Source organism: uncultured Tateyamaria sp. (assembly GCF_947503385.1).
Classification (GTDB): Bacteria; Pseudomonadota; Alphaproteobacteria; order Rhodobacterales; family Rhodobacteraceae; genus Tateyamaria.
The window spans coordinates 1,023,592-1,043,577 of the sequence record NZ_CANNDO010000001.1 but is presented as its reverse complement, the minus strand read 5'-3'; the positions used below and the strand labels follow the sequence as shown (position 1 = coordinate 1,043,577).

The window sequence follows — 19,986 nt, the reverse complement described above, 5'->3', positions numbered from 1 at the left end:
CTGTCCTCGTCACGTGAAAAGGGCGCTGGTGTCTGCACCAGCGCCCTTTGAAAATTCAGCCCTTGGCGGTGCGGATCGACTTGTCCTTGTCATAGAACGGCATCTCTTCCGCGGTTGCAGCCAGTTCAGTGCCATCGGGCTGCACAACAGTCACCTTGGTGCCGGGCACCGCCACGGACGGGTCGAGCCGCGCAATTGCCACCGAATAGCCGTTCAGTTCCGAGGACAGGCCGTAGGTGATGACACCCACATCCTTGCCCTCGTGATGCACCCGGGCAAACATTTCCATCTGGTCCATGGCGTCGCCCTCAAGCTTTACGCCATAGATCTTGAACCGTTCCTTGCCCTTCATGGCGTAGTGGTTTTCGGACCCGATAAAGCCTTCCTTGCCCGGGGACACGGTAAAGTCGAGGCCCAGTTCCCAAAGGCTGTCGCCCGCGGGCGTTCCATCCGCAAACGGGAAGGTCTCGGAGTTGTCACCGGGGTAGAACAGCAGGTACGACTCAATCCGCAGCATATCGAGGGTGGAGAACTGCGTCGGGCGCACGTCGTCGCCGCCGGCCTCCAACACATTGTCCCAGATATGCACCGCATCCTTGGCACGGCAGAAAATCTCGTAGCCACGCTCGCCGGTGTAGCCCGTGCGCGAGATCATCACGTCGCGGCCATAAAGGCGCGTTTGCATGATCCCGAAATAGGCCAGATCGCGGATCGCGGGGATGTCCTTGGCCAAGATGTCGACCGCCTTGGGGCCTTGCAACGACATGTCGTGCAGATCGTCATCCATGATCACCGAACAATTTTTGGCCGCGGCCACGGTGGTCAGTTGCTCCATCCCGGTGCCGGTGCCGTGCACGACGAGCCACGAATTAACGGCGATGTGGTAGATCACACAATCGTCCACAAACAATCCGCGGTCATCCAACATGCAGGCATACACAGCGCGGCCCGGTGCGATCTTTTCCACGTTGCGCGTTGTGACCCGGTCGATCACATAGGCAGCGTCTTCGCCCACGACATGCACTTTTTTCAGACCGGACACATCCATCAGGCCCGCCTTGGTGCGGATTGCCTCATAATCCGCTTTGGCACGTTCCGGTGTATGGTCGTAGAACCACGCGGTGCCCATACCATTCCAGTCTTCCAACTCGCCGCCGATCTCTGCGTGGCGGCTGGCAAGCGCCGAGGTTCTCCATAGAATGGCCATGGTGGTTTTCCCTGTTCTTTATGAGTCTTGTTGTGATGTATTGAGCCTCAGCACATGCCGAAAAGCAAGAATGCGGTGCAACTTTTTTTCCTGCTGGGCAATTTTTGAACGGTGAAGGGGCGACCGAAGCCGCCCCTTGCACGCGATATCAGCGCTTACTTCTCGTATTGCTTGGTTTTGGCGCTTTCGGTCTTTTGTCCGAAAAGCAGCACGGCCACGCAGATGCCTGCCGCAATCAGGGTGTAAAGGCCCGGCATTGCGCTGCCCCAACCCATGAACATAGCCCCGTCAACAACCGACCAGCTTGCTTCGTCATATGGAAAACCCATGGTTTTGTCCTTTCCTGTTCGATTATTCGCCGGGCGCCAGATTGACGCCGGGCGCTGGGATGCCTTCGGGGTAGCCTTCGGCTGGCACCTTGACCATGTCCATGCCCGCGATCTCGGCCCCTTCGGGAATGCGCAACATGCCCATCATCTTGAGGACAAACGACACCGCGTAGCCGGGCACAAAGCCCAAGAGGAAGAAAACAATCGCACCCACAATCTGCCCGATCAGGCTGATGGTCGGCACCTCGCCCGCCGCACCCTGTAGCGACGGATAGCCCGCGCCAAAGATACCCAGCAGGATCACACCATACAGACCAATGGTGCCGTGCACCGTGACCGCACCCACCGCATCGTCGATGCCGCGGTTTTCCAGCCATGTGGCGCAGGGCTTTAGGATCACCCCGGCGGAGAAGGCGATGATGAACGCCAGCGCGGGGTAATAGATGTCGAGGCCAGAGGCGGTCGAGATGATCCCCGCCAGAGCGCCCGACATCATCCAGAACGGATCGCGCGTCAGCACCCATGCGCCGATGACGCCACCAGCAATTGCCATCAGGATGTTGAAGGCCAGCGCCGACAGCGTGATAGGCGTGCCGTAGATGGTCGACGGCTTGTCCGCAAACCAGCTCCACGCCTCTCCGGGGACAATCACACACGCCATGAGAAAGCCCCAGAAGCCGACGATGATCAGCATCAGGCCCGTCACGGTCAGCGGCATGTTGTGGCCTGCGATGTGGTTGGCCGTGCCGTCCGCGTTGAATTTGCCGATGCGCGGCCCGAGGTTGATCAAAACGCCAAGGGCAAAGAACCCGGCAACCGCGTGCACAAGGCCCGCCGCGCCAAAGTCATGCACGCCCCATTGCGTGACCAGCCAGCCATCTGCGTGCCAGCCCCATGCGGCGGCAACGACCCACGCGAACGACCCAAGGACCACGGCAAGGATGACAAAGCCGACCGTCTGAATACGTTCAATTACAGCCCCGGACATGATGGACGCCGTCGTGGCGGCGAACAGCGCAAAAGCGCCAAAGAACACGCCGGATGCCTGATCCGCGATGTTCGGGCCCATATACTGGGCACTTTCGCCCCAGCCCCACGCAATGGCGTTGGCATATTCCACACCCGAGATGCCCGCAGGCCCCGCCGCACCCGGCAGCCCCGTGGGAAAGCCCCAATAGACCCACCACCCAAAGAAATAGAAGGTCGGGATCATAAAGGCGAAAGCGAGGATGTTCTTGACCCCGGAACTCAGCACGTTCTTGAGGCGCGATGCCCCCATCTCGTACGCCAGAAACCCCGCATGAATGATGATCATCAGCGGGATTGTCAGATAATAGAATGTTTCGGCAAACATGGTGTTGGTGACACCACTGCTTGCTTGCAGCGCGGCAATCTGGGCCGTCAGCTCTGCGATTTGCTCTTCCACGATGAACCCCCGTGTTGGACTGTTGGGTTGGTGCGTCGTCGTATGAACTGCGCGACGCTGGCCGGAGTGAAACACGCAACGTTTCATCTGGCGACTCTTTTTTTAACTCGTGTGAAAAATAGTTTCCCATTGGTTGAGCATGTGATGTAACGATGCTAGCGTTCGAGTCGAACGACAAACCACTGACCGGAGGGCCATCACCATGTGCGGAATTGTCGGACTTTTTCTCAAAGACACCGCGTTGGAACCACAGCTTGGTGACATGTTGACGGATATGCTCATCACCATGACGGACCGTGGGCCTGACAGTGCAGGCATTGCGATTTATGGTGACGAAACAACGGGTAACGCCAAACTGACAGTACAGTCGAACACACCCGAGACCAGTTTTGACAAGCTCGACAATGACCTGCGCAAACGGATCAAGGGCAAGGTGTCTATGTCGGTAAAAGACACCCATGCGGTGCTGTCTCTGCAAGCGGATCAGGTGGCCATTGCACGTGATGTTCTGGCCGAAATTCGACCCGATGTGCGGATCATGAGCCACGGGTCCACCCTTGAAATCTACAAAGAGGTTGGACTGCCCAAAGATGTGGCAGACCGCTTCGATATTCGGCAAATGTCTGGCACGCACGGGATCGGGCACACGCGCATGGCGACCGAGTCGGCGGTGACCACGATGGGCGCGCACCCGTTCAACACCGGGATCGACCAGTGCCTCGTGCACAACGGATCGCTGTCCAACCACAACTCATTGCGCCGCAAACTGCGCCGTCTTGGCGTGCATATCGCAACCGAGAATGACACCGAAGTCGGGGCGGCCTACCTGACATGGAAGATGCAGACCGGATCGACGCTGGGCGAGGCGCTGACCTCCAGCCTTGATGACCTCGACGGGTTCTTTACCTTTGTCGTGGGCACCAAGGACGGGTTCGGCGTGGTGCGCGACCCGATCGCCTGCAAGCCCGCCGTGATGGCCGAAACCGATCAATATGTGGCCTTTGGTTCTGAATATCGCGCTCTGGTAAACCTGCCGGGCATTGAAGGCGCAAAGGTCTGGGAACCCGAGCCCGCCACCGTCTATTTCTGGTCGCACAACGCGGCCCCAACCGCGCAAGAGAAAGCGGCGTAAATGCAAACATTTGACTTGGAAGCGCAAGGGCTTCGTGCGCTGAATTCCACCCTGCACGCGCAGGCCGACACGACCAACCAGACGCAGTGGAAAATCGTGAATCCCAAGGGCAGCCATGCGATTGCCGTGGGTCTGGACGCGCCGATTGAAGTGAACATCAAAGGCTCCACCGGATACTATTGTGCTGGTATGAACAAGCAGGCGACCGTGCATGTGCACGGCTCTGTTGGGCCGGGGACGGCTGAAAACATGATGTCGGGCATGGTCGTCGTCGAAGGCGATGCCTCGCAATATGCAGGTGCCACCGGGCATGGCGGCACGCTGATCATCAAGGGCAACGCATCTTCGCGCTGCGGCATCTCGATGAAGGGCATCGACATCATCGTGCACGGCAATATCGGCCACATGTCGGCTTTTATGGCGCAATCGGGCAACCTTGTGGTCTGCGGGGATGCGGGTGAGGCGTTGGGCGACTCTCTTTACGAGGCCAAGCTGTTCGTGCGTGGATCGGTGAAATCGCTGGGGGCTGACTGCATCGAAAAAGAGATGCGGCCGGAACACGTTACCCTCCTTGAAGAATTGCTGGAACGCGGGGGCTGCAATGCCAAGGCGTCCGAGTTCAAACGCTATGGATCGGCCCGGCAGCTTTATAACTTCAACATCGACAACGCGTATTGAGGAACGGCAGATGAAAGACGAGCAAAAGGGCGCACCGCGCACGATGCCGATCCAGTCGGCCACCTTTTCGAACCCGGTGAATGCCGAAATCCGGCGCGCGGCGGCGACGGGCATCTATGACATTCGCGGCGGCGGCGCCAAACGCAAGCTGCCCCATTTCGACGATCTGCTGTTTTTGGGTGCGTCCATGTCGCGCTATCCGCTCGAAGGATATCGCGAGCGGTGCGACACCAACGTGACACTGGGCACCCGCTTTGCCAAAAACCCGATCAAGCTGGATATTCCTGTGACCATTGCGGGCATGTCCTTTGGTGCGCTGTCGGGTGGTGCCAAGGAAGCATTGGGCCGTGGCGCCACCATGGCAGGCACATCAACCACCACCGGCGATGGCGGCATGACCGAAGAGGAACGCGGCCATTCCAACAAGCTGGTCTACCAATACCTGCCATCGCGCTATGGTATGAACCCGGATGATCTGCGCCGCTGCGACGCCATCGAGATTGTTGTGGGCCAAGGCGCGAAACCCGGCGGCGGCGGTATGCTCTTGGGTCAGAAAATCAGCGACCGCGTCGCCGAAATGCGCAACCTGCCCAAAGGGATCGACCAGCGGTCGGCCTGTCGGCACCCCGACTGGACCGGACCCGACGATCTGGAAATCAAGATCCTTGAATTGCGCGAGATCACCAATTGGGAAAAGCCGATCTACATCAAGGTCGGCGGTGCACGGCCCTATTTTGACACCACGCTTGCCGTTAAGGCGGGCGCGGATGTGGTTGTGCTCGACGGGATGCAAGGCGGCACGGCGGCCACGCAGGACGTGTTCATCGAACATGTGGGCCAGCCTATTCTGGCCTGTATCCGCGAAGCGGTGCGCGCGCTGCAAGACCTCGACATGCACCGCGAGGTGCAGCTTGTCGTGTCTGGTGGCATCCGTACGGGTGCGGATGTGGCCAAAGCCATGGCCCTTGGCGCGGACGCGGTCGCCATCGGCACGGCTGCCCTGATCGCCTTGGGCGACAACGACCCGAAATGGGAGGCCGAGTATAACGCGCTCGGCACCACCGCAGGTGCCTATGACGACTGGCACGAGGGGCAAGACCCCGCCGGCATCACCACGCAGGACCCCGAGTTGATGAAACGCTTTGACCCGATCGAGGGGGGGCGGCGGCTCAACAATTACCTCAAGGTGATGACGCTGGAGGCGCAGACCATCGCGCGGGCCTGCGGCAAGAACCACCTGCACAATCTCGAACCCGAGGACCTCTGTGCCCTGACGCTGGAGGCCGCGGCAATGGCCAAGATCCCGCTTGCTGGCACTGACTGGTACCCCGGCAAGCCCGGCACCGCATATTGATCACCACAACGAAGGGCGCGGCCATCACGGCACGCGCCCTCATCACATAAAGACCAACAGGAACAGACAGATGACCACTGATCTTGCAAAGTTCGCCGCTGACAACGGTGTAAAGTACTTCATGATTTCTTTCACCGACCTCTTTGGCGGTCAGCGGGCGAAACTGGTGCCCGCCCAAGCGATTGCGGAGATGCAGGAAGACGGCGCAGGGTTTGCGGGTTTTGCCACGTGGCTTGATATGACGCCCGCGCACCCGGACATGCTGGCGGTGCCGGACCCGTCCTCGGTCATCCAACTGCCGTGGAAACCCGAGGTGGCGTGGGTCGCGGGCAATTGCGTCATGGAAGGCGAGGATGTCGCCCAAGCCCCCCGCAACGTGCTGCGGCGCCTGATCGACGAAGCCGCCGCCGAAGGGTTACACGTCAAGACCGGGATCGAGGCCGAATACTTCCTCATGACGCCCGACGGCAACCAGATCAGCGACGAATACGACACTGCGGCCAAGCCCTGCTACGACCAGCAGGCCGTGATGCGCCGCTACGATGTGGTGCGCGAGATTTGCGACTACATGCTCGATCTGGGCTGGGGACCATACCAGAATGACCACGAGGATGCGAATGGCCAGTTCGAGATGAACTGGGAATTTGACGACGCGTTGCGCACGGCTGACAAGCACTCGTTCTTCAAGTTCATGACCAAAAGCGTGGCCGAAAAACACGGCTTCCGCGCAACCTTTATGCCCAAACCGGTCGAAGGACTGACGGGCAATGGATGTCACGCCCATATCTCTGTCTGGGACGCGCCTGGCGGGAAGGCCAAAACCAACGTCTTCGCCATGGAACCCAATGACAGCAGTCAGACCGCCGAATTGGGCCTGTCGGAAAAGGGCCGTCATTTCTTGGGCGGGATCATGAAACACGCAAGCGCGCTGGCCGCGATCACAAACCCGACGGTCAACAGCTACAAGCGCATCAACGCGCCACGGACCATGTCAGGGGCCACATGGGCGCCCAACACGGTCACGTGGACCGGCAACAACCGCACGCATATGGTTCGGGTCCCCGGCCCGGGCCGGTTCGAGTTGCGGCTGCCGGACGGGGCGACGAACCCGTATCTGTTGCAGGCGGTGATCATTGCGGCGGGGCTGGACGGTATCCGCAGCAAGGCGGACCCCGGAAAACGGCACGACATCGACATGTATGCCGACGGTCACAAAGTGCGCGGCGCACCCAAACTGCCTCTCAACATGCTGGACGCCCTGCGCGAGTATGACAAAGACAAGAGCCTGAAGGCGGCGATGGGCGAAGAATTCTCGGCCTCTTACATCAAGATGAAGACGCAGGAGTGGAACGATTTTACTGCGCATTTCTCGCAATGGGAAAAGGACAACACCCTCGATATCTGAGGGCGTGTATCGGGCGCGTCAGCGCAACCAACCTGCCCGCGCCGCAATCGTGGAATACCAAAACAGGGCCGCCCCAACGAGCAGAGCCAAAGCGGTGCTGGGGGCGAACCCGACCAATGTGACGGTGTGGATCACTGCCACAACACTCCCGATCAGCGATACAAAAAGGACCTGCATCGCCACCCGGCGGCGCAGCAACAGCACGATGCAGCCCGCTGCGCCACCAAACACCGCCACCGCAAAGGCCGCTGTAGCCCAAGCGGGACGATTTTCGATGATCTGACGGTACAGTTCGGGCATCTGCGCAACCACGTCCGCGTTCATCTGGGTGATAAAGTTCAGGCATCCCATCAGGTTCCAGACAAGCCCGCACGCCGCGATGAACCAGAAACTGAAATGGGGTTTGATCATGTCTTACGTCTTTCCCGGATCGTATAAACTTGCGTCACGTGACCCTGACATGGGCTTTGTTGCGCAGCAATGACTTTCCTGATGTTCAAATTTGTTGACTTACAGGGATGATGTGGATGGAATTGAGGTAACGCATTTTTTAAGGAGAGTCGCACAATGCCCAAACGTATCGCCATCATCGGGGCCGGTCCTTCGGGCCTTGCGCAGCTCCGCGCGTTCCAGTCCGCCAAAAAGAACGGCGCAGACATCCCCGAGGTCGTCTGCTTTGAAAAGCAATCCAACTGGGGCGGCTTGTGGAACTACACATGGCGCACTGGCGTGGACCAATATGGCGAGCCGGTACACGGCTCTATGTACCGGTATTTGTGGTCCAATGGCCCCAAGGAGGGGTTGGAATTTGCCGACTATTCGTTCGAAGAGCATTTCGGCAAGCAAATCGCATCCTATCCACCGCGCGCGGTGCTCTTCGACTACATTCAGGGCCGGGTCGAAAAGGCGGGTGTGCGCGACTGGATTCGCTTTGAAACCGCGGTGCGCCGGGTGACGTTCGAGGACGGTGTGTTTAGCGTGACGGTCAAAGACCTGCCGAACGACCGCGAATACACCGAAACCTTTGACCACGTGATCTGCGCGTCGGGCCATTTCTCCACCCCGAACGTGCCGGAATTTCCCGGCTTCGAAAGCTTCAAGGGCCGCGTGTTGCACGCCCATGATTTCCGGGATGCGCTGGAATTCAAGGATCAGGACATTCTGATCGTCGGCACCAGCTATTCCGCCGAAGATATCGGCTCGCAATGTTGGAAATACGGGGCAAAATCCATCACGGTGTCACACCGGACCGCTGCCATGGGATATGATTGGCCCGACAATTGGGCGGAAGTACCGCTTCTGACCCATGTCGACGGCAAGACCGCGCATTTCAAGGATGGGACCAGCCGCGACGTGGACGCCGTGATCCTGTGCACGGGCTACCAGCACCATTTCCCCTTTATGGCCGAAGATTTGCGCCTGAAAACCGCCAACCGTCTGGCGACGGCGGACCTTTTTAAGGGCGTTGCGTGGGTCGACAATCCGGCGCTCTTCTATTTGGGGATGCAGGACCAGTGGTTCACCTTCAACATGTTTGACGCGCAGGCATGGTGGGTGCGCGACGCGATCATGGGCAAGATCGCGCTGCCCTCCAAGGCCGAGATGGAAGCCGACGTGGCGGACCGTATCGCCCGCGAGGATGCGGGAGAGGATGACTATGACGCGATCTGGTATCAGGGCGACTACATCAAGGAACTGATCGCAGAGACGGATTATCCATCATTCGATGTCGAAGGGGCCTGTCAGGCGTTCAAGGCATGGAAGGGCCACAAGAAACAAGGGATCATGACGTTCCGCGACAATTGCTATGCGTCCGTGATGACCGGGTCGATGGCGCCCATCCACCACACACCGTGGGTGGATGCGCTGGATGACAGCCTCGAAGTCTATCTGCAAAACTAAGGGGCAGGCGCGACCCGCAAAAAGACATAGGTCTGCTGCAAAGCGCCCTTGTCTTTGATGGAGACACTGATCTGCGCCGTTTCGGTATCGAACGTGCGCAGGTCGTAGCTGTCGGGGTGGTTGACGCCCTGATCCGCAACGCCATTGGCATTCAGGCAGCGCGTCGTTGCGTTCAGCAAAGTCGTAAATGCAGTTGTTGCCGCCTCGGCGCGGTATTCAAAGGGCCACCGGCAATTGGCCGCACGCGCCCCCGTCAGGTCCAGTGAGGTGACACAGGTGCCCGGCGTGCCATCGGGCAGCGTGATTGTCCCGGCGCTGTGGTTGGTGAGCGCGGTCAGGTCCGCACAATACGCTTCCGCATGGACGGACGTCCCGCAGAGCAGAGCGAAAATGGCGGCGCGGATCATGGGGCCACCAACCTTTGGCCTTCGACCAGTTCGAACGGCGTTGGCGGGGTCTTCTTGCTGACCCAGTAGAACGTCCCGGCCCATTCCATCACAAACCACCCTTCCCAATCCGCATCGCGGGGCCAGATGCTTTGGTATTCATCCTTGTCCGCATCAATGCGCCACTTCCCGCGTGTCGACCGCGCCCCGTCCTGCGCGTAGATTGTCGTGCCGTCCGCATCGAAATACTGACGGTACGCTGCACCCTCCCATTTGCCCACAGCCGTGTTGCCGGACAAAAGCGCGTCGATCTCGTGCGCCTTGAGCTTGACCGATTGAGCGTGGGCGGGAAAGGCCAGAGCGACAAGCCCGATCAGGAATGCGCGACGGATCATGATCTTGGCCGCTCCTTTTTCGGGTCGTAATGCGCGAAGGGTACGATTTCGGCTGGCAGACGTTTTTGGTGACCGTCAAGCTTGCCCACCTCAACCGCTGCGCCAATTTCGGCATGGGCCACGTCAATGCGCGCAAGGGCGATGTTCTTGCCCAGCAGCGGCGAGCGCATGGAGGACGTGACCTCGCCCACTTGCGCGCGTCCGATGTGAATGCAATCGCCGTGATCCACCGCCACGTTGCTGTCGATATCAAGGCCCACCATTTTGCGGCTTGGGTGTTCCTTGCGCCGGATCAGCGCATTGCGGCCAATAAAATCATCCTCTTTTGACTTGAGCGGGACAGTAAAGCCGATCCCGGCTTCGAACGGGTCCGTCTGGTCAGAAAAATCGTAACCCGCAAAGATCAGCCCCGCTTCGATCCGCACCATGTCCAGCGCTTCGAGCCCCATCGGGCGCAGTCCGTGCCCCTGCCCCGCATCCCAGATCGCGTCAAAGATTTCAGCCGCATCCTTTGGGTGACACATGACCTCGTACCCCAACTCGCCGGTGTAGCCGGTGCGGGAGATGACAAAGGGCGTGCCGCTTTCGGTGTTGAGGCGCGCAGGCGTAAAGCGGAACCAGCCCAGTTGGTCGAATTCGGGGTTGTGCGGCGCGGTCCAGACAATCTTGCGCAGAAGATCGCGGCTTTCCGGTCCCTGCACCGCGACGTTGTGAAGTTGGTCGGTGGAGGACCGCACCAACACCCTGAGCCCCAGCTTGTCCGCCTGTTCACGCAGCCATTCGCCGCCGTAATCATTGCCGCCGATCCAGCGGAAATTATCCTTGCCCAACCGAAAGACAGTCCCGTCGTCGATCATGCCGCCATGTTCGTAGCACATCGCGGTGTACACCACCCCGCCCACGGCCAGCGTCTTCATGTTGCGGGTAAAGACGTATTGGCACAGCGCCTCTGCATCCGGGCCGGTGATCTCGAACTTGCGCAGCGGCGACAGGTCCATGATTACAGCTTGCTTGCGGCAGGCCCAGTATTCCTCGATCGGGCCCGCTTCGGCAAAACAGTTGGCCAGCCAATAGCCGTTGTATTCGACAAAGTTGCGGGTGTGTTTGGCAAAGCTGTCGTGAAAGGCGGTTTGTTTGGTCATTTTGGGGTCCGCATCAGGGGTGGGCCGATAGGCGACACTGCGTTGGAATGTCTCGCGCCCGCTATAGGTGCGCACGTGGATGTCGGTCGGGTTCCAGCCATTGGCCGCCGTTGTGTCGTCAGGACAGGCCGACGACACACAGACGATGTCCGTCAGCGCCCGCAGCAGGACATAATCGCCGGGGCGCGACCACGGTTCGTCCGAGTACATGACCCCGTGTTCGTCCAGATAGGTATTGAAGAAAAAGTTGATGGCCATCCAACCCGGCCGACCTGTCACATTGAATTCGGCCAGTGCGGTGTTGAAATTCTCAGAGCAGTTAACGTGACCGGGATAGCCGATGTCGTCGTAATATTTGGCAGAGCAGGCCAAGGCAAAGGCATCGTGACGCCCGCAGGTGTCCTGTACCACCTCGACCAGCGGCAGCATCTCCTGATCGTAGTATTTCGCGTGCAGGCCTGGCATGGGGTATGCGTGCCCCATCAGGGTGCGCGTCGTGGTCACGTCCAGCGCGTGTTCGATGCCCTTGTCCAGCTTGCGCGCGGAAAAGCATTCGAAATCCGTGCATTGTCGGCCATCCACATCAATGATCTGGATATAGTCACCCGCTTTGACAAAGTAGGCTTCGGCAGTCTGGCTGTGCACGCGAATGTCGGCGACCGGGTCGGCCAGCGGATCGGGCAGCGCGAATTTGACGTGGGATTTGATCGTGGCGCGCCGGATCATGACGGTGAGCGGCGTCGTCGTATTCTGCGCCTCTGCATCCATCGGGTCGCCGGGTGCCGCGATGATCAGGGTGCCGTCGCGGGTGACACGCATGTCTTCTGTGGCCTTGGCGCGGGTGTCCGTATCGAACAGACGGATGGCGCGCGCCCCTGCGAGATCAATTTTGCGCGCTTCGAGCCCCATCCGAAATCCGCGCAAAGACTGGTCACTGCCTGCCAATAAGGCACGCAAGCCATCCGCAGATGCGTCAACCGGACGATCAAGCAAAGTGTCGCCCGCCCGGCCCTGCGCATCTGCACAGACCACCTCGCACACCTGCCCGCCCTCATCGTTGATCACCGTGAGGCCATCTCCGGCTTCGACGGGGATAAAGACTGCGCCACCGCCCTGCACCACGTAGCGTTCTGTGCCGGGCGGCATCGAAAATTGCGCGGGCTGGATGATCTGGCTTGGGCGCGGTGGGCCAGGCCGAACCTTGGGATAGGGGTCATCAAGCATCATCGCCTCCCACGCCGCGCGGATTTGCACTAGCGGAATAAAAATTTAACTGTGAGAATACTCCTCTCTGGCAAATCTGCAAATGAAAGGGACACCGCCGCGTGAGAAAAACAATCCAGACGGCGGGGCAATGCACATGGGCGCGCTGACCCTTGGCCTGATCGCTGCGTTTTGCTGGGGCGTGCACGACACGCTGGTGCGGTACATCTCGCAGAAAGTGGGCGTGTTTCCCTCCCTGTTCCCGGTTCTTGTCACCGGCTGCGTGATGACAGCCGTTTTGTCACCTGCGCTGGACACCGCGCGGATCGGCGGGGATGCCACGTGGCTGGCCCTCCTGTCCGGGGCTGTCTTTGGCCTGACTGGCCTCAGCTTTTATCAAGCGCTCAAGATCGGGCCAGTGCGGGTTGTCGCCCCCATCGTCGCCAGCTTTCCCATCCTGTCGGTCGGCTGGGCCGTGGCGAACGGGCAGGTTGTGACCGGCTGGCAATGGTTGGCCGTGGTTGTGATCGTCGCCGGGTGCAGCGCGGTTGCCTTGACGTCGGTCGACCGGGACACAACGGGCCCGCGCGCGTCAGCGGTGGTCTGGTCCATACTTGCCGCCATCGGCTTTGCCGTGTCCTTTGCACTGGGCCAGTTGTCCATCGCCCAAGGCACCGAGATGACCGCAATTGCGCTGGCACGTTTTGGCGCGGTCGCGGTGGTAGTTGCCCTCGCGCTGGCCCTGCGCCAGCCGCTGTTGCCGGTGCGCCGCGCTGTGCCGGTGCTGATTGTCATGGGCGTGCTGGACGCAATCGCCATCGGCGCGGTGATGCTGGCGGGCGGCTACGCCTACCCCGCCTTTGCAGCCGTCGCCGCGTCGACATTTGGCGTGCTTACCATCATCCTTGCCGCCGTCTTTCTTGGTGAAGCGGTCGCGCGTGCCCAATGGCTTGGGATCGTCGTGGTTTTTGCGGCCATCGGGTATCTGGCCGCCTAGCGCCCGTCATAGGTGAGCAGTTGCAGGTTCTTGCGCTCGCGCATCTTGGACGGCGTGACACCGTATTCGCCCTTGATCGCCTTTGCCATCGTCGTGCAGGAGCCAAAGCCGGTGGCGACTGCAATATCGACCATCGGCAATAGCGATTCCTCGATCATGGCCCGCGCGCGCTTGACACGCAGTCGCTTGTAGAACCGCGCGGGCGTATCATTGAACACAGAACGAAAGACCCGCTCAAGATGCCGGGTCGAAACGCCCACGCGGGTGGTGATGTCGTCCATCGACAGCGGCTCGTTTACCGTGTCTTCCATCAGGCGGATCACTTCGGTCAACCTTGCATCAAACAGCCCTTCGTTGTCGGCGATGGACTTGGGTTGCTCTGCGTCGCTTTTGCGGATGGTCTGCAACAGCAGGTGATTGCCCAGTTCTGCGACTTGCGGGCTGGTCAGGTGCGGCGCGACAAGGCCGACCATCAGCTCCAGCGTGGCACCCGCCCCTGCGGACGTGATGATGCCATCCGAATTCTCGCTCAGATGCGTTGTCAAACGTGGGTGGTATCCGGTTTCGACCAGTTGCGTCACATCCCGCCAATGCGTGGTGACCCGGCCCGCAGGTGCTTTGGTCGCCCTGATGTACGCCGTTGCCGCGTCCGACAAGAGCACAACTGTGCGGGCCTTGCGCTGCATCGCGCGTGCGCGCGGCAGCCAAGTGTTCCCGCCCGCCTTTTTACCGCCAACCACGACCATCATGTCTGCCAGCCTGTGGTCACCAATGGCCGGTTCCCCACGCACCAGCGCCCCCTGATCGCTGGTCACAAAACCGGGTGCATCCGTGCTGAACCGCCACGAAAACAGATCCCGCGCCAATATCGCGTTGGCCGTGGCCAGCACATGCGTGACAGAGGATAACTCAAGCCCGCTAAAACCCTTGCTTACGTAAATCTCGACCACCTGCGCCCGCGCCGGGTCTGCCACAGCGGCGGCCACGTCAAATCGGTTTTGCTGTTTGCCCATGTCAGTCCATCCATCCAGCGGCAACCTGGCGCTGGTGCGCCACGGTCGCGTTGCGCATCAGGGTCGCCACCGTGACCGGACCCACGCCGCCCGGCACCGGGGTGATCCACCCTGCAATCTCACCCACCGCATCGGTATCCACGTCACCGACGATCCGGGGCCTGCCATCCGCGCCTTTAACTTGGTTGATCCCGATGTCGATGACCACCGCACCGGGTTTGATCATATTCGGCCCCAGAAAATGGGGAATGCCAACCGCGACCACCACCACATCGGCACGGCGTGAATGCATCGCAACCGACCGGGTCAAGTGATGACAGACGGTCACTGTTGCCCCTTCGGCCATCAGCATCATGGCAGCGGGTTTGCCCACGATCTCGGAATGGCCAATCATCACAACCTCGGTCCCTTTGAGGTCCAAACCCGTCGACTTGATCAACGCGACACTGGCCGCAGCGGTACACGGCGCCAGCGCCACATCCGAATAGACGATATTGCCGATGGAGGCAGGGTTCATCCCCTCGACATCCTTGAGCGGGTGGATGGCCGATTGCAGCGAGCGCAGGTTGATGTGCGCGGGCACCGGGCGTTGCAGAATAATCCCCAACGTCCCGGCATCGTCATTCATCGCCTGAATGCGCGCCTTGGCCGCGTCCTGCGTGATATCGCCCGGCCAGAACTCTGTCTCGAACGGCAGGCCCGCGCGGGCCGCACCGCGCGTCTGGTTGCGAACATATACCTCGATCTCCGGCACATCCCCGATGGAAACCGAAATCAGCCGCCCGATCCGCTGCGCGCTTTGTGCATACGCCTGACAGTCCCTCAGGATTTGCGCGGCAATGGCGCGCCCGTCAATGTGGTGATGGGTCGAGGCGCTGTCTTTCACAACTCTTCCTAACGTCGGTGGACAACAAAGGCGCTTTCGACGCTCGCAGAATTTTTCCCTTTGTGCAACTTTTTTTACCTATAGTAGAGGCGCCGTTTCGCAAGCCCCAAACAAGTCTCCCCGCCCCCACACCGTCTGCCGCAAGCAATTTTTGCGCGTTTTTCTGGGTGAAACGTGGCACGGATTGATGACGCCACATGGATATCAAACAGGCGCGCCCATGCCGTTGTCACAGGCCCGCATACAATCAGAAACCCAACAGGGATTGATTTGAATACGTATTCTTGGAAACCTTGCCACAATCACAACTCGGCGAATCATCTGGGAGGACGAAATGCGCAAGAGGACTTTATTGAAGGCCGGAGTGGCGGCAGCAACCCTGTTGCTTGCACCGCTTTCCGCGTCGGCTGAGGACATGCCCTACAACCTGATGGCGGGCAAACCCTTTGAAGGCACCACGCTCAACATCCTTAGCGTCGTGACGCCACAATTTGACGGCCTGATGCTGCGCGACGGTGAGTTCACCGAACTGACCGGCATCGAAACAGAATGGACATTCATCCCGTTTGGCAGCCTGCAGGAAAAGATCAATGCCGAAGGCATCGCCGCCAACGGCACTTTTGACGTGGTCAACTATCTCGACAGTTGGGGGCCGCCAAACGCCCATTGGTTGATGAAGATCGACGCATTGATGGCGCGGGACGGCATCTCCATGGATCGCTATCCGGCCGCCTTTGCGCGTTCTGCCCAGTTCGAGGGCGACACGCTGGGCTTTCCACTCCGCGCGCATCCGCAGTTGATGTTCTATCGCAAGGACCTGATCCCCGAACCGCCCACAAGCTGGAACGAGGTGATCGAGATCGGCAAGTCGCTGAAGGAAACGAACCCGGACATCGCGCCGCTCGCGCTGTATTACAACAACGACGGCAACCGGCAAAACCTGTTCATCTGGATCAACTTCCTATGGGCCGCCGGGGCGGATATTTTCAACGATGACTGGACACCGGCCTGGACCTCCGAAGAGGCGCTAAAGGCGACAGAGGATTACATCGCGCTGCACACGGTGCATGGCGTGACCAACCCCAACAGCCTCGCTTTTGTCGAACAAGACGCGCGCCAGTCGTTCATGCAGGGCAAGTCGGCGATGATCCCGGTCTGGTGGTGGGCCTATTCCGGGTTCTACAATCCGGAAACCTCGACCCTGTCCAAGGATCAGGTCGGATTCGCAGGTATGCCATCGTACAACGAGGTCACCAAGACCTACGCGATTTCCATGCCGTTCTCGATTTCGGAATATTCCGAAAACAAGGACGCCGCATGGGAGTTCCTCAAATGGTTGTCAAACCCCGAGATGGACAAGGCCAACGCGACCGAGCGTGAGGTCGCGGGCAAGAGCATCGTCAACAACGTGGTTACCCACATCTCGTCCTTGCAGGACCCCGATGTGAACGCGGCCAATGACGGCATTCAGGCTGCGGCATGGGAGTCGTTAAAGGAATCCGACATCATGCCGCAAATCGCGGAGTGGCCCGAAGTCGGTGACATCCTGTCAGCCGCCATCGCCGAGGCCGCCGCAGGCGGCGATACGCGCCAACTGATGACCGACGCCGCCGAACAGGCGACACGCGTCCTGCGGCGCGCCGGGCGCATTGAGTGATCTGTCCTGACGTCTGATCGGGCCGCCGCGCGCGGTCCGGCCAATCCCCCCTTCGCCCGGCGTGTCAGCCGGGCGGCGCACACACCCACCGGGACATCGCAGCCATGCGCGACAACACGCTGAAATACCTGTTGGTCCTGCCAGCCGTCCTTGTGGTGTTTGCCACCGCGATTTGGCCGCTGATCGAAAGCCTGCGCTTGTCCTTCACGGTGGGTCGGCTCAACCGGCCCGGTTCGCTTGACCAGTATCTGGGATGGGAGAATTACACCTGGGCGTTCAGTCAGGAACCCGCGTTCTGGAATTCGGTCTGGATAACCGCCATCTACACGGTTCTGACGGTTGCCCTGACGACGTTACTGGCGCTGGGTCTCGCGATGCTGCTGGCTCCGGGCGGCAGGTTTCGGTCGGGTGTGCAGACCCTGCTCATCCTGCCCTTTGCCATGTCACCTGCGCTGATCGGCGTGAGCTTCCGGTTCATGTTCAACCCGGAATTTGGCCTGTTCGATGCCTTTTTCGGCGTGATGATCCCGCCTCTTGCCGATGTCAGTTGGCTGGCGGATCCGATCCTCGCCTTCGCCGTTTGCGTGATGGCGGATGTGTGGGGCTGGATTCCGTTTCTGACGCTGGTGCTGATCGGCGGTTTGGCCAGCGTGCCACAAGACACGATCGAAGCCGCACAGGTCGACGGCGCCAGCGGCTGGCGCGTCTTCAGGGACGTAACATTGCCGCAGCTTGCACCGGTTCTGGCCGTCGTCATCATCCTGAAGTCGATCTTCAGCCTGAAAACCTTTGACCAGATATTCATGCTGACGAATGGCGGTCCCGGCACAGCCACGCAAACGCTCAGCCACTACATTTATTTCAACGGGATGAAGTACGGGCAAATAGGCTATGCGGCGTCTGTCGCGTGGCTGATGGTGATCCCGATGATCTTCCTGACCTATGCCTACGCAAAATTCGTGTTCCGGAAGGATTGATCAATGACCGGAAAACGGAAAAAGCAGGTGGCACGGGCGATCCAGACCGCACTCATCCTGATGGCTATTTTCGTCATGCTGGTCCCGATTATCTGGATTTTCATGGCAGCGTTCAAAACCCACGTGGATGTCTACCAGCTCAAACTGTTCTTTACGCCGACCTTCGCGAATTTCGGGACCGTGTTTGATGCGCCCTACAACCTCGGGGACAAACTGCTGAACTCGACCATCATCGCCTTTGTCACGGTCGTGTTGGCGATCCCCATTGCTACGATGGCCGCCTATTCCTTTAGCCGGTTCCGGCTGCGCGGCGAGACGGCGATGTTGGTGGTGATCCTCGCCACGCAATTCGTGCCCGCCGTGGTTATCATCCTGCCGTTCTTTGTGATGTTCCGCGATGTCGGGCTTCTGGACACGCGTCTGGGCCTGATCCTCGTCAACCTTGCCATCGTCATGCCCTTTGCAATCTGGATGATCAAAGGGTTCATTGATGGCATTCCGTTGGACACCGAGGAAGCGGCGATGGTCGATGGATCATCGCGGCTTCAGGTGATCCGCAATATCGTTCTGCCCATGGCGGCGCCCGGTTTGCTGACGGCAGGCATCTTCTGCTTCATCATCGCGTGGAACGAGTTCCTGTTTGCGCTGATCCTGACCAATAAGGACGCGGTAACGCTGCCCATCGGCCTTGCGCTGTTCAAGGCCGAAGAGGGGGATTTGTGGAACCTGCTGAGTGCGGCAGGCATCATAATCATGCTGCCAATGTTCGTGTTGGCGCTGATCATCCGCAAGTATTTCGTACAAGGCATGACAATGGGGGCCGTGCGCTGATGGCCAAAGTCGTCCTCAAGAACCTGACCAAGCGTTGGGGCGATTTCATCGGGGTCGACAACCAGTCCCTCGACATACTCGACAAGGAGTTTCTGGTCCTGCTTGGACCCTCGGGCTGCGGCAAGACCACGACCATGCGCATGATCGCCGGCCTCGAAGAGCCGACAGAGGGCGAGATCTGGATCGGCGACCGTAAGGTCAATGACGATCTGCCCAAAGACCGGGATGTCGCGATGGTGTTCCAGAATTACGGGCTGTATCCGCACATGACGATATTCGACAATATCGCCTACCCGCTCAAGGTGCGCGGCACGCCCAAGGCTGACATCGCACCGCGCGTGCAGAAGGCCGCAGAACAGGTGGAGCTGACCGAATTTCTGCACCGCAAGCCCAAGGCGCTGTCGGGCGGCCAGCGCCAGCGGGTCGCCTTGGCCCGCGCCATTGTGCGCACGCCCAAGGTCTTTTTGATGGACGAACCGCTGTCCAATCTCGACGCCAAGCTGCGCGTAACCATGCGAGCCGAATTGAAACACCTTAGCCGCGCGCTCAAGATAACGACAATCTACGTGACCCATGATCAGATCGAAGCGATGACGCTGGCCGACCGGGTTGCCGTGATGAAAAACGGCATCATCCAGCAGTTGGGCACCCCCGACGAAATCTACAACGATCCCACCAATCTCTTTGTGGCAGGCTTCATCGGATCGCCCGCAATGAACCTGATCAATGGATCGGTGCAGGATGGGCATTTCGTCACGACGGGTGGCACAAAACTGGTGCGGGTCGCGGCGTCGGACCGCGCGCAGGTCGTTCTGGGCGTGCGCGCCGATGACATGCGCGTGGCCGAAGAAGGTCAGGGCGATATCGACGTTCGCATCTATGCGTTCGAAAACACCGGCGAGGCCACGTTGCTGACCGTGCAATGGGGCAAACAGCGCGTGATCGCCAAGGGCGACCGACATCTGCGCAAGGATCAGGACGATGTGGTCAGCATCTCTTTGGACCCGGACCATTTGTACCTGTTCGACCCCGACACCGGGAACCGGATCACATGATGCGGTCCGGC

Annotated in this window: 19 protein-coding genes; 10 read left to right on the top strand and 9 right to left on the bottom strand. The window is 59.8% G+C overall.

Annotated elements, in window-relative coordinates:
• Positions 1 to 55: 55 nt before the first annotated feature.
• The 3 genes from Q1A85_RS05085 to Q1A85_RS05075 form a co-directional block, all read right to left on the bottom strand.
• The gene (locus Q1A85_RS05085; protein WP_299686003.1) at positions 56 to 1,207 is read right to left on the bottom strand and encodes an aminomethyltransferase family protein; all 1,152 of its coding nucleotides are present in this window, start codon (positions 1,205 to 1,207) and stop codon (positions 56 to 58) included.
• A 155-nt stretch (positions 1,208 to 1,362) separates the two neighbouring features.
• A complete protein-coding gene (locus Q1A85_RS05080) occupies positions 1,363 to 1,536 on the bottom strand; it encodes a hypothetical protein (protein ID WP_299686000.1) in 174 nt (57 codons plus the stop codon).
• A 22-nt stretch (positions 1,537 to 1,558) separates the two neighbouring features.
• Entirely contained in the window at positions 1,559 to 2,962 is a 1,404-nt protein-coding gene (locus tag Q1A85_RS05075; protein WP_299685997.1) for an ammonium transporter, read from the bottom strand.
• A 202-nt stretch (positions 2,963 to 3,164) separates the two neighbouring features.
• Here Q1A85_RS05075 and Q1A85_RS05070 point away from each other — a divergent pair, with 202 nt between their 5' ends.
• The 4 genes from Q1A85_RS05070 (at position 3,165) to glnT (ending at position 7,531) form a co-directional block, all read left to right on the top strand.
• Entirely contained in the window at positions 3,165 to 4,094 is a 930-nt protein-coding gene (locus tag Q1A85_RS05070) for a glutamine amidotransferase family protein (RefSeq protein WP_299685994.1), read from the top strand.
• Entirely contained in the window at positions 4,095 to 4,772 is a 678-nt protein-coding gene (locus tag Q1A85_RS05065; RefSeq protein ID WP_299685991.1) for a GXGXG domain-containing protein, read from the top strand.
• 10 nt (positions 4,773 to 4,782) lie between these two features.
• On the top strand, positions 4,783 to 6,126 hold the full coding sequence (locus tag Q1A85_RS05060) for an FMN-binding glutamate synthase family protein (protein ID WP_299685988.1): 1,344 nt from the start codon (positions 4,783 to 4,785) through the stop codon (positions 6,124 to 6,126).
• A 70-nt stretch (positions 6,127 to 6,196) separates the two neighbouring features.
• Positions 6,197 to 7,531 carry a type III glutamate--ammonia ligase gene (gene glnT / locus Q1A85_RS05055; protein WP_299685985.1) on the top strand — a complete coding sequence of 445 codons (1,335 nt, stop codon included), beginning with the start codon at positions 6,197 to 6,199 and terminating at the stop codon, positions 7,529 to 7,531.
• Positions 7,532 to 7,549: 18 nt separating this feature from the next.
• Here glnT and Q1A85_RS05050 read toward each other — a convergent pair whose 3' ends face one another.
• Positions 7,550 to 7,942: a hypothetical protein gene (locus Q1A85_RS05050; RefSeq protein WP_299685983.1), complete on the bottom strand. Its 393-nt coding sequence runs from the start codon at positions 7,940 to 7,942 to the stop codon at positions 7,550 to 7,552.
• A gap of 156 nt (positions 7,943 to 8,098) precedes the next feature.
• Here Q1A85_RS05050 and Q1A85_RS05045 point away from each other — a divergent pair, with 156 nt between their 5' ends.
• Entirely contained in the window at positions 8,099 to 9,433 is a 1,335-nt protein-coding gene (locus Q1A85_RS05045) for an NAD(P)/FAD-dependent oxidoreductase (protein WP_299685980.1), read from the top strand.
• Here the strand turns inward: Q1A85_RS05045 and Q1A85_RS05040 are convergent.
• From Q1A85_RS05040 to Q1A85_RS05030, 3 genes are read right to left on the bottom strand one after another with little or no spacing between them, the layout of a single operon-like run.
• Complete coding sequence (locus Q1A85_RS05040) at positions 9,430 to 9,840, bottom strand: hypothetical protein (protein WP_299685977.1); 411 nt, start codon at positions 9,838 to 9,840, stop codon at positions 9,430 to 9,432. The genes Q1A85_RS05045 and Q1A85_RS05040 overlap by 4 nt on opposite strands.
• Positions 9,837 to 10,214: a hypothetical protein gene (locus Q1A85_RS05035; RefSeq protein WP_299685974.1), complete on the bottom strand. Its 378-nt coding sequence runs from the start codon at positions 10,212 to 10,214 to the stop codon at positions 9,837 to 9,839. The genes Q1A85_RS05040 and Q1A85_RS05035 overlap by 4 nt, the downstream gene beginning before the upstream one ends.
• On the bottom strand, positions 10,211 to 12,580 hold the full coding sequence (locus Q1A85_RS05030) for an aminomethyltransferase family protein (protein WP_299685971.1): 2,370 nt from the start codon (positions 12,578 to 12,580) through the stop codon (positions 10,211 to 10,213). Before Q1A85_RS05030 ends, Q1A85_RS05035 begins: the two co-directional genes overlap by 4 nt.
• 136 nt (positions 12,581 to 12,716) lie before the next feature.
• Between Q1A85_RS05030 and Q1A85_RS05025 the strand changes: the two genes are divergently transcribed.
• Positions 12,717 to 13,556, top strand: a complete 840-nt coding sequence (locus tag Q1A85_RS05025; RefSeq protein ID WP_299685968.1) for a DMT family transporter — start codon at positions 12,717 to 12,719, stop codon at positions 13,554 to 13,556.
• Here the strand turns inward: Q1A85_RS05025 and Q1A85_RS05020 are convergent.
• Together Q1A85_RS05020 and Q1A85_RS05015 are read right to left on the bottom strand one after the other, a co-directional pair.
• Positions 13,553 to 14,569, bottom strand: a complete 1,017-nt coding sequence (locus tag Q1A85_RS05020) for a helix-turn-helix domain-containing protein (protein WP_299685965.1) — start codon at positions 14,567 to 14,569, stop codon at positions 13,553 to 13,555. The two genes, Q1A85_RS05025 and Q1A85_RS05020, sit on opposite strands and share 4 nt — an antisense overlap.
• Position 14,570: 1 nt before the next feature.
• On the bottom strand, positions 14,571 to 15,455 hold the full coding sequence (locus Q1A85_RS05015) for a bifunctional 5,10-methylenetetrahydrofolate dehydrogenase/5,10-methenyltetrahydrofolate cyclohydrolase (RefSeq protein ID WP_299685963.1): 885 nt from the start codon (positions 15,453 to 15,455) through the stop codon (positions 14,571 to 14,573).
• Between the two features lie 334 nt (positions 15,456 to 15,789).
• Here Q1A85_RS05015 and Q1A85_RS05010 point away from each other — a divergent pair, with 334 nt between their 5' ends.
• The 4 genes from Q1A85_RS05010 (at position 15,790) to ugpC (ending at position 19,975) form a co-directional block, all read left to right on the top strand.
• The gene (locus Q1A85_RS05010) at positions 15,790 to 17,112 is read left to right on the top strand and encodes a sugar ABC transporter substrate-binding protein (RefSeq protein WP_299685960.1); all 1,323 of its coding nucleotides are present in this window, start codon (positions 15,790 to 15,792) and stop codon (positions 17,110 to 17,112) included.
• A gap of 104 nt (positions 17,113 to 17,216) precedes the next feature.
• Complete coding sequence (locus Q1A85_RS05005) at positions 17,217 to 18,089, top strand: sugar ABC transporter permease (protein WP_299685957.1); 873 nt, start codon at positions 17,217 to 17,219, stop codon at positions 18,087 to 18,089.
• 3 nt (positions 18,090 to 18,092) lie between these two features.
• Entirely contained in the window at positions 18,093 to 18,920 is an 828-nt protein-coding gene (locus Q1A85_RS05000) for a carbohydrate ABC transporter permease (RefSeq protein ID WP_299685954.1), read from the top strand.
• A complete protein-coding gene (gene ugpC, locus Q1A85_RS04995; RefSeq protein WP_299685951.1) occupies positions 18,920 to 19,975 on the top strand; it encodes a sn-glycerol-3-phosphate ABC transporter ATP-binding protein UgpC in 1,056 nt (351 codons plus the stop codon). Before Q1A85_RS05000 ends, ugpC begins: the two co-directional genes overlap by 1 nt.
• Positions 19,976 to 19,986: the final 11 nt, after the last annotated feature.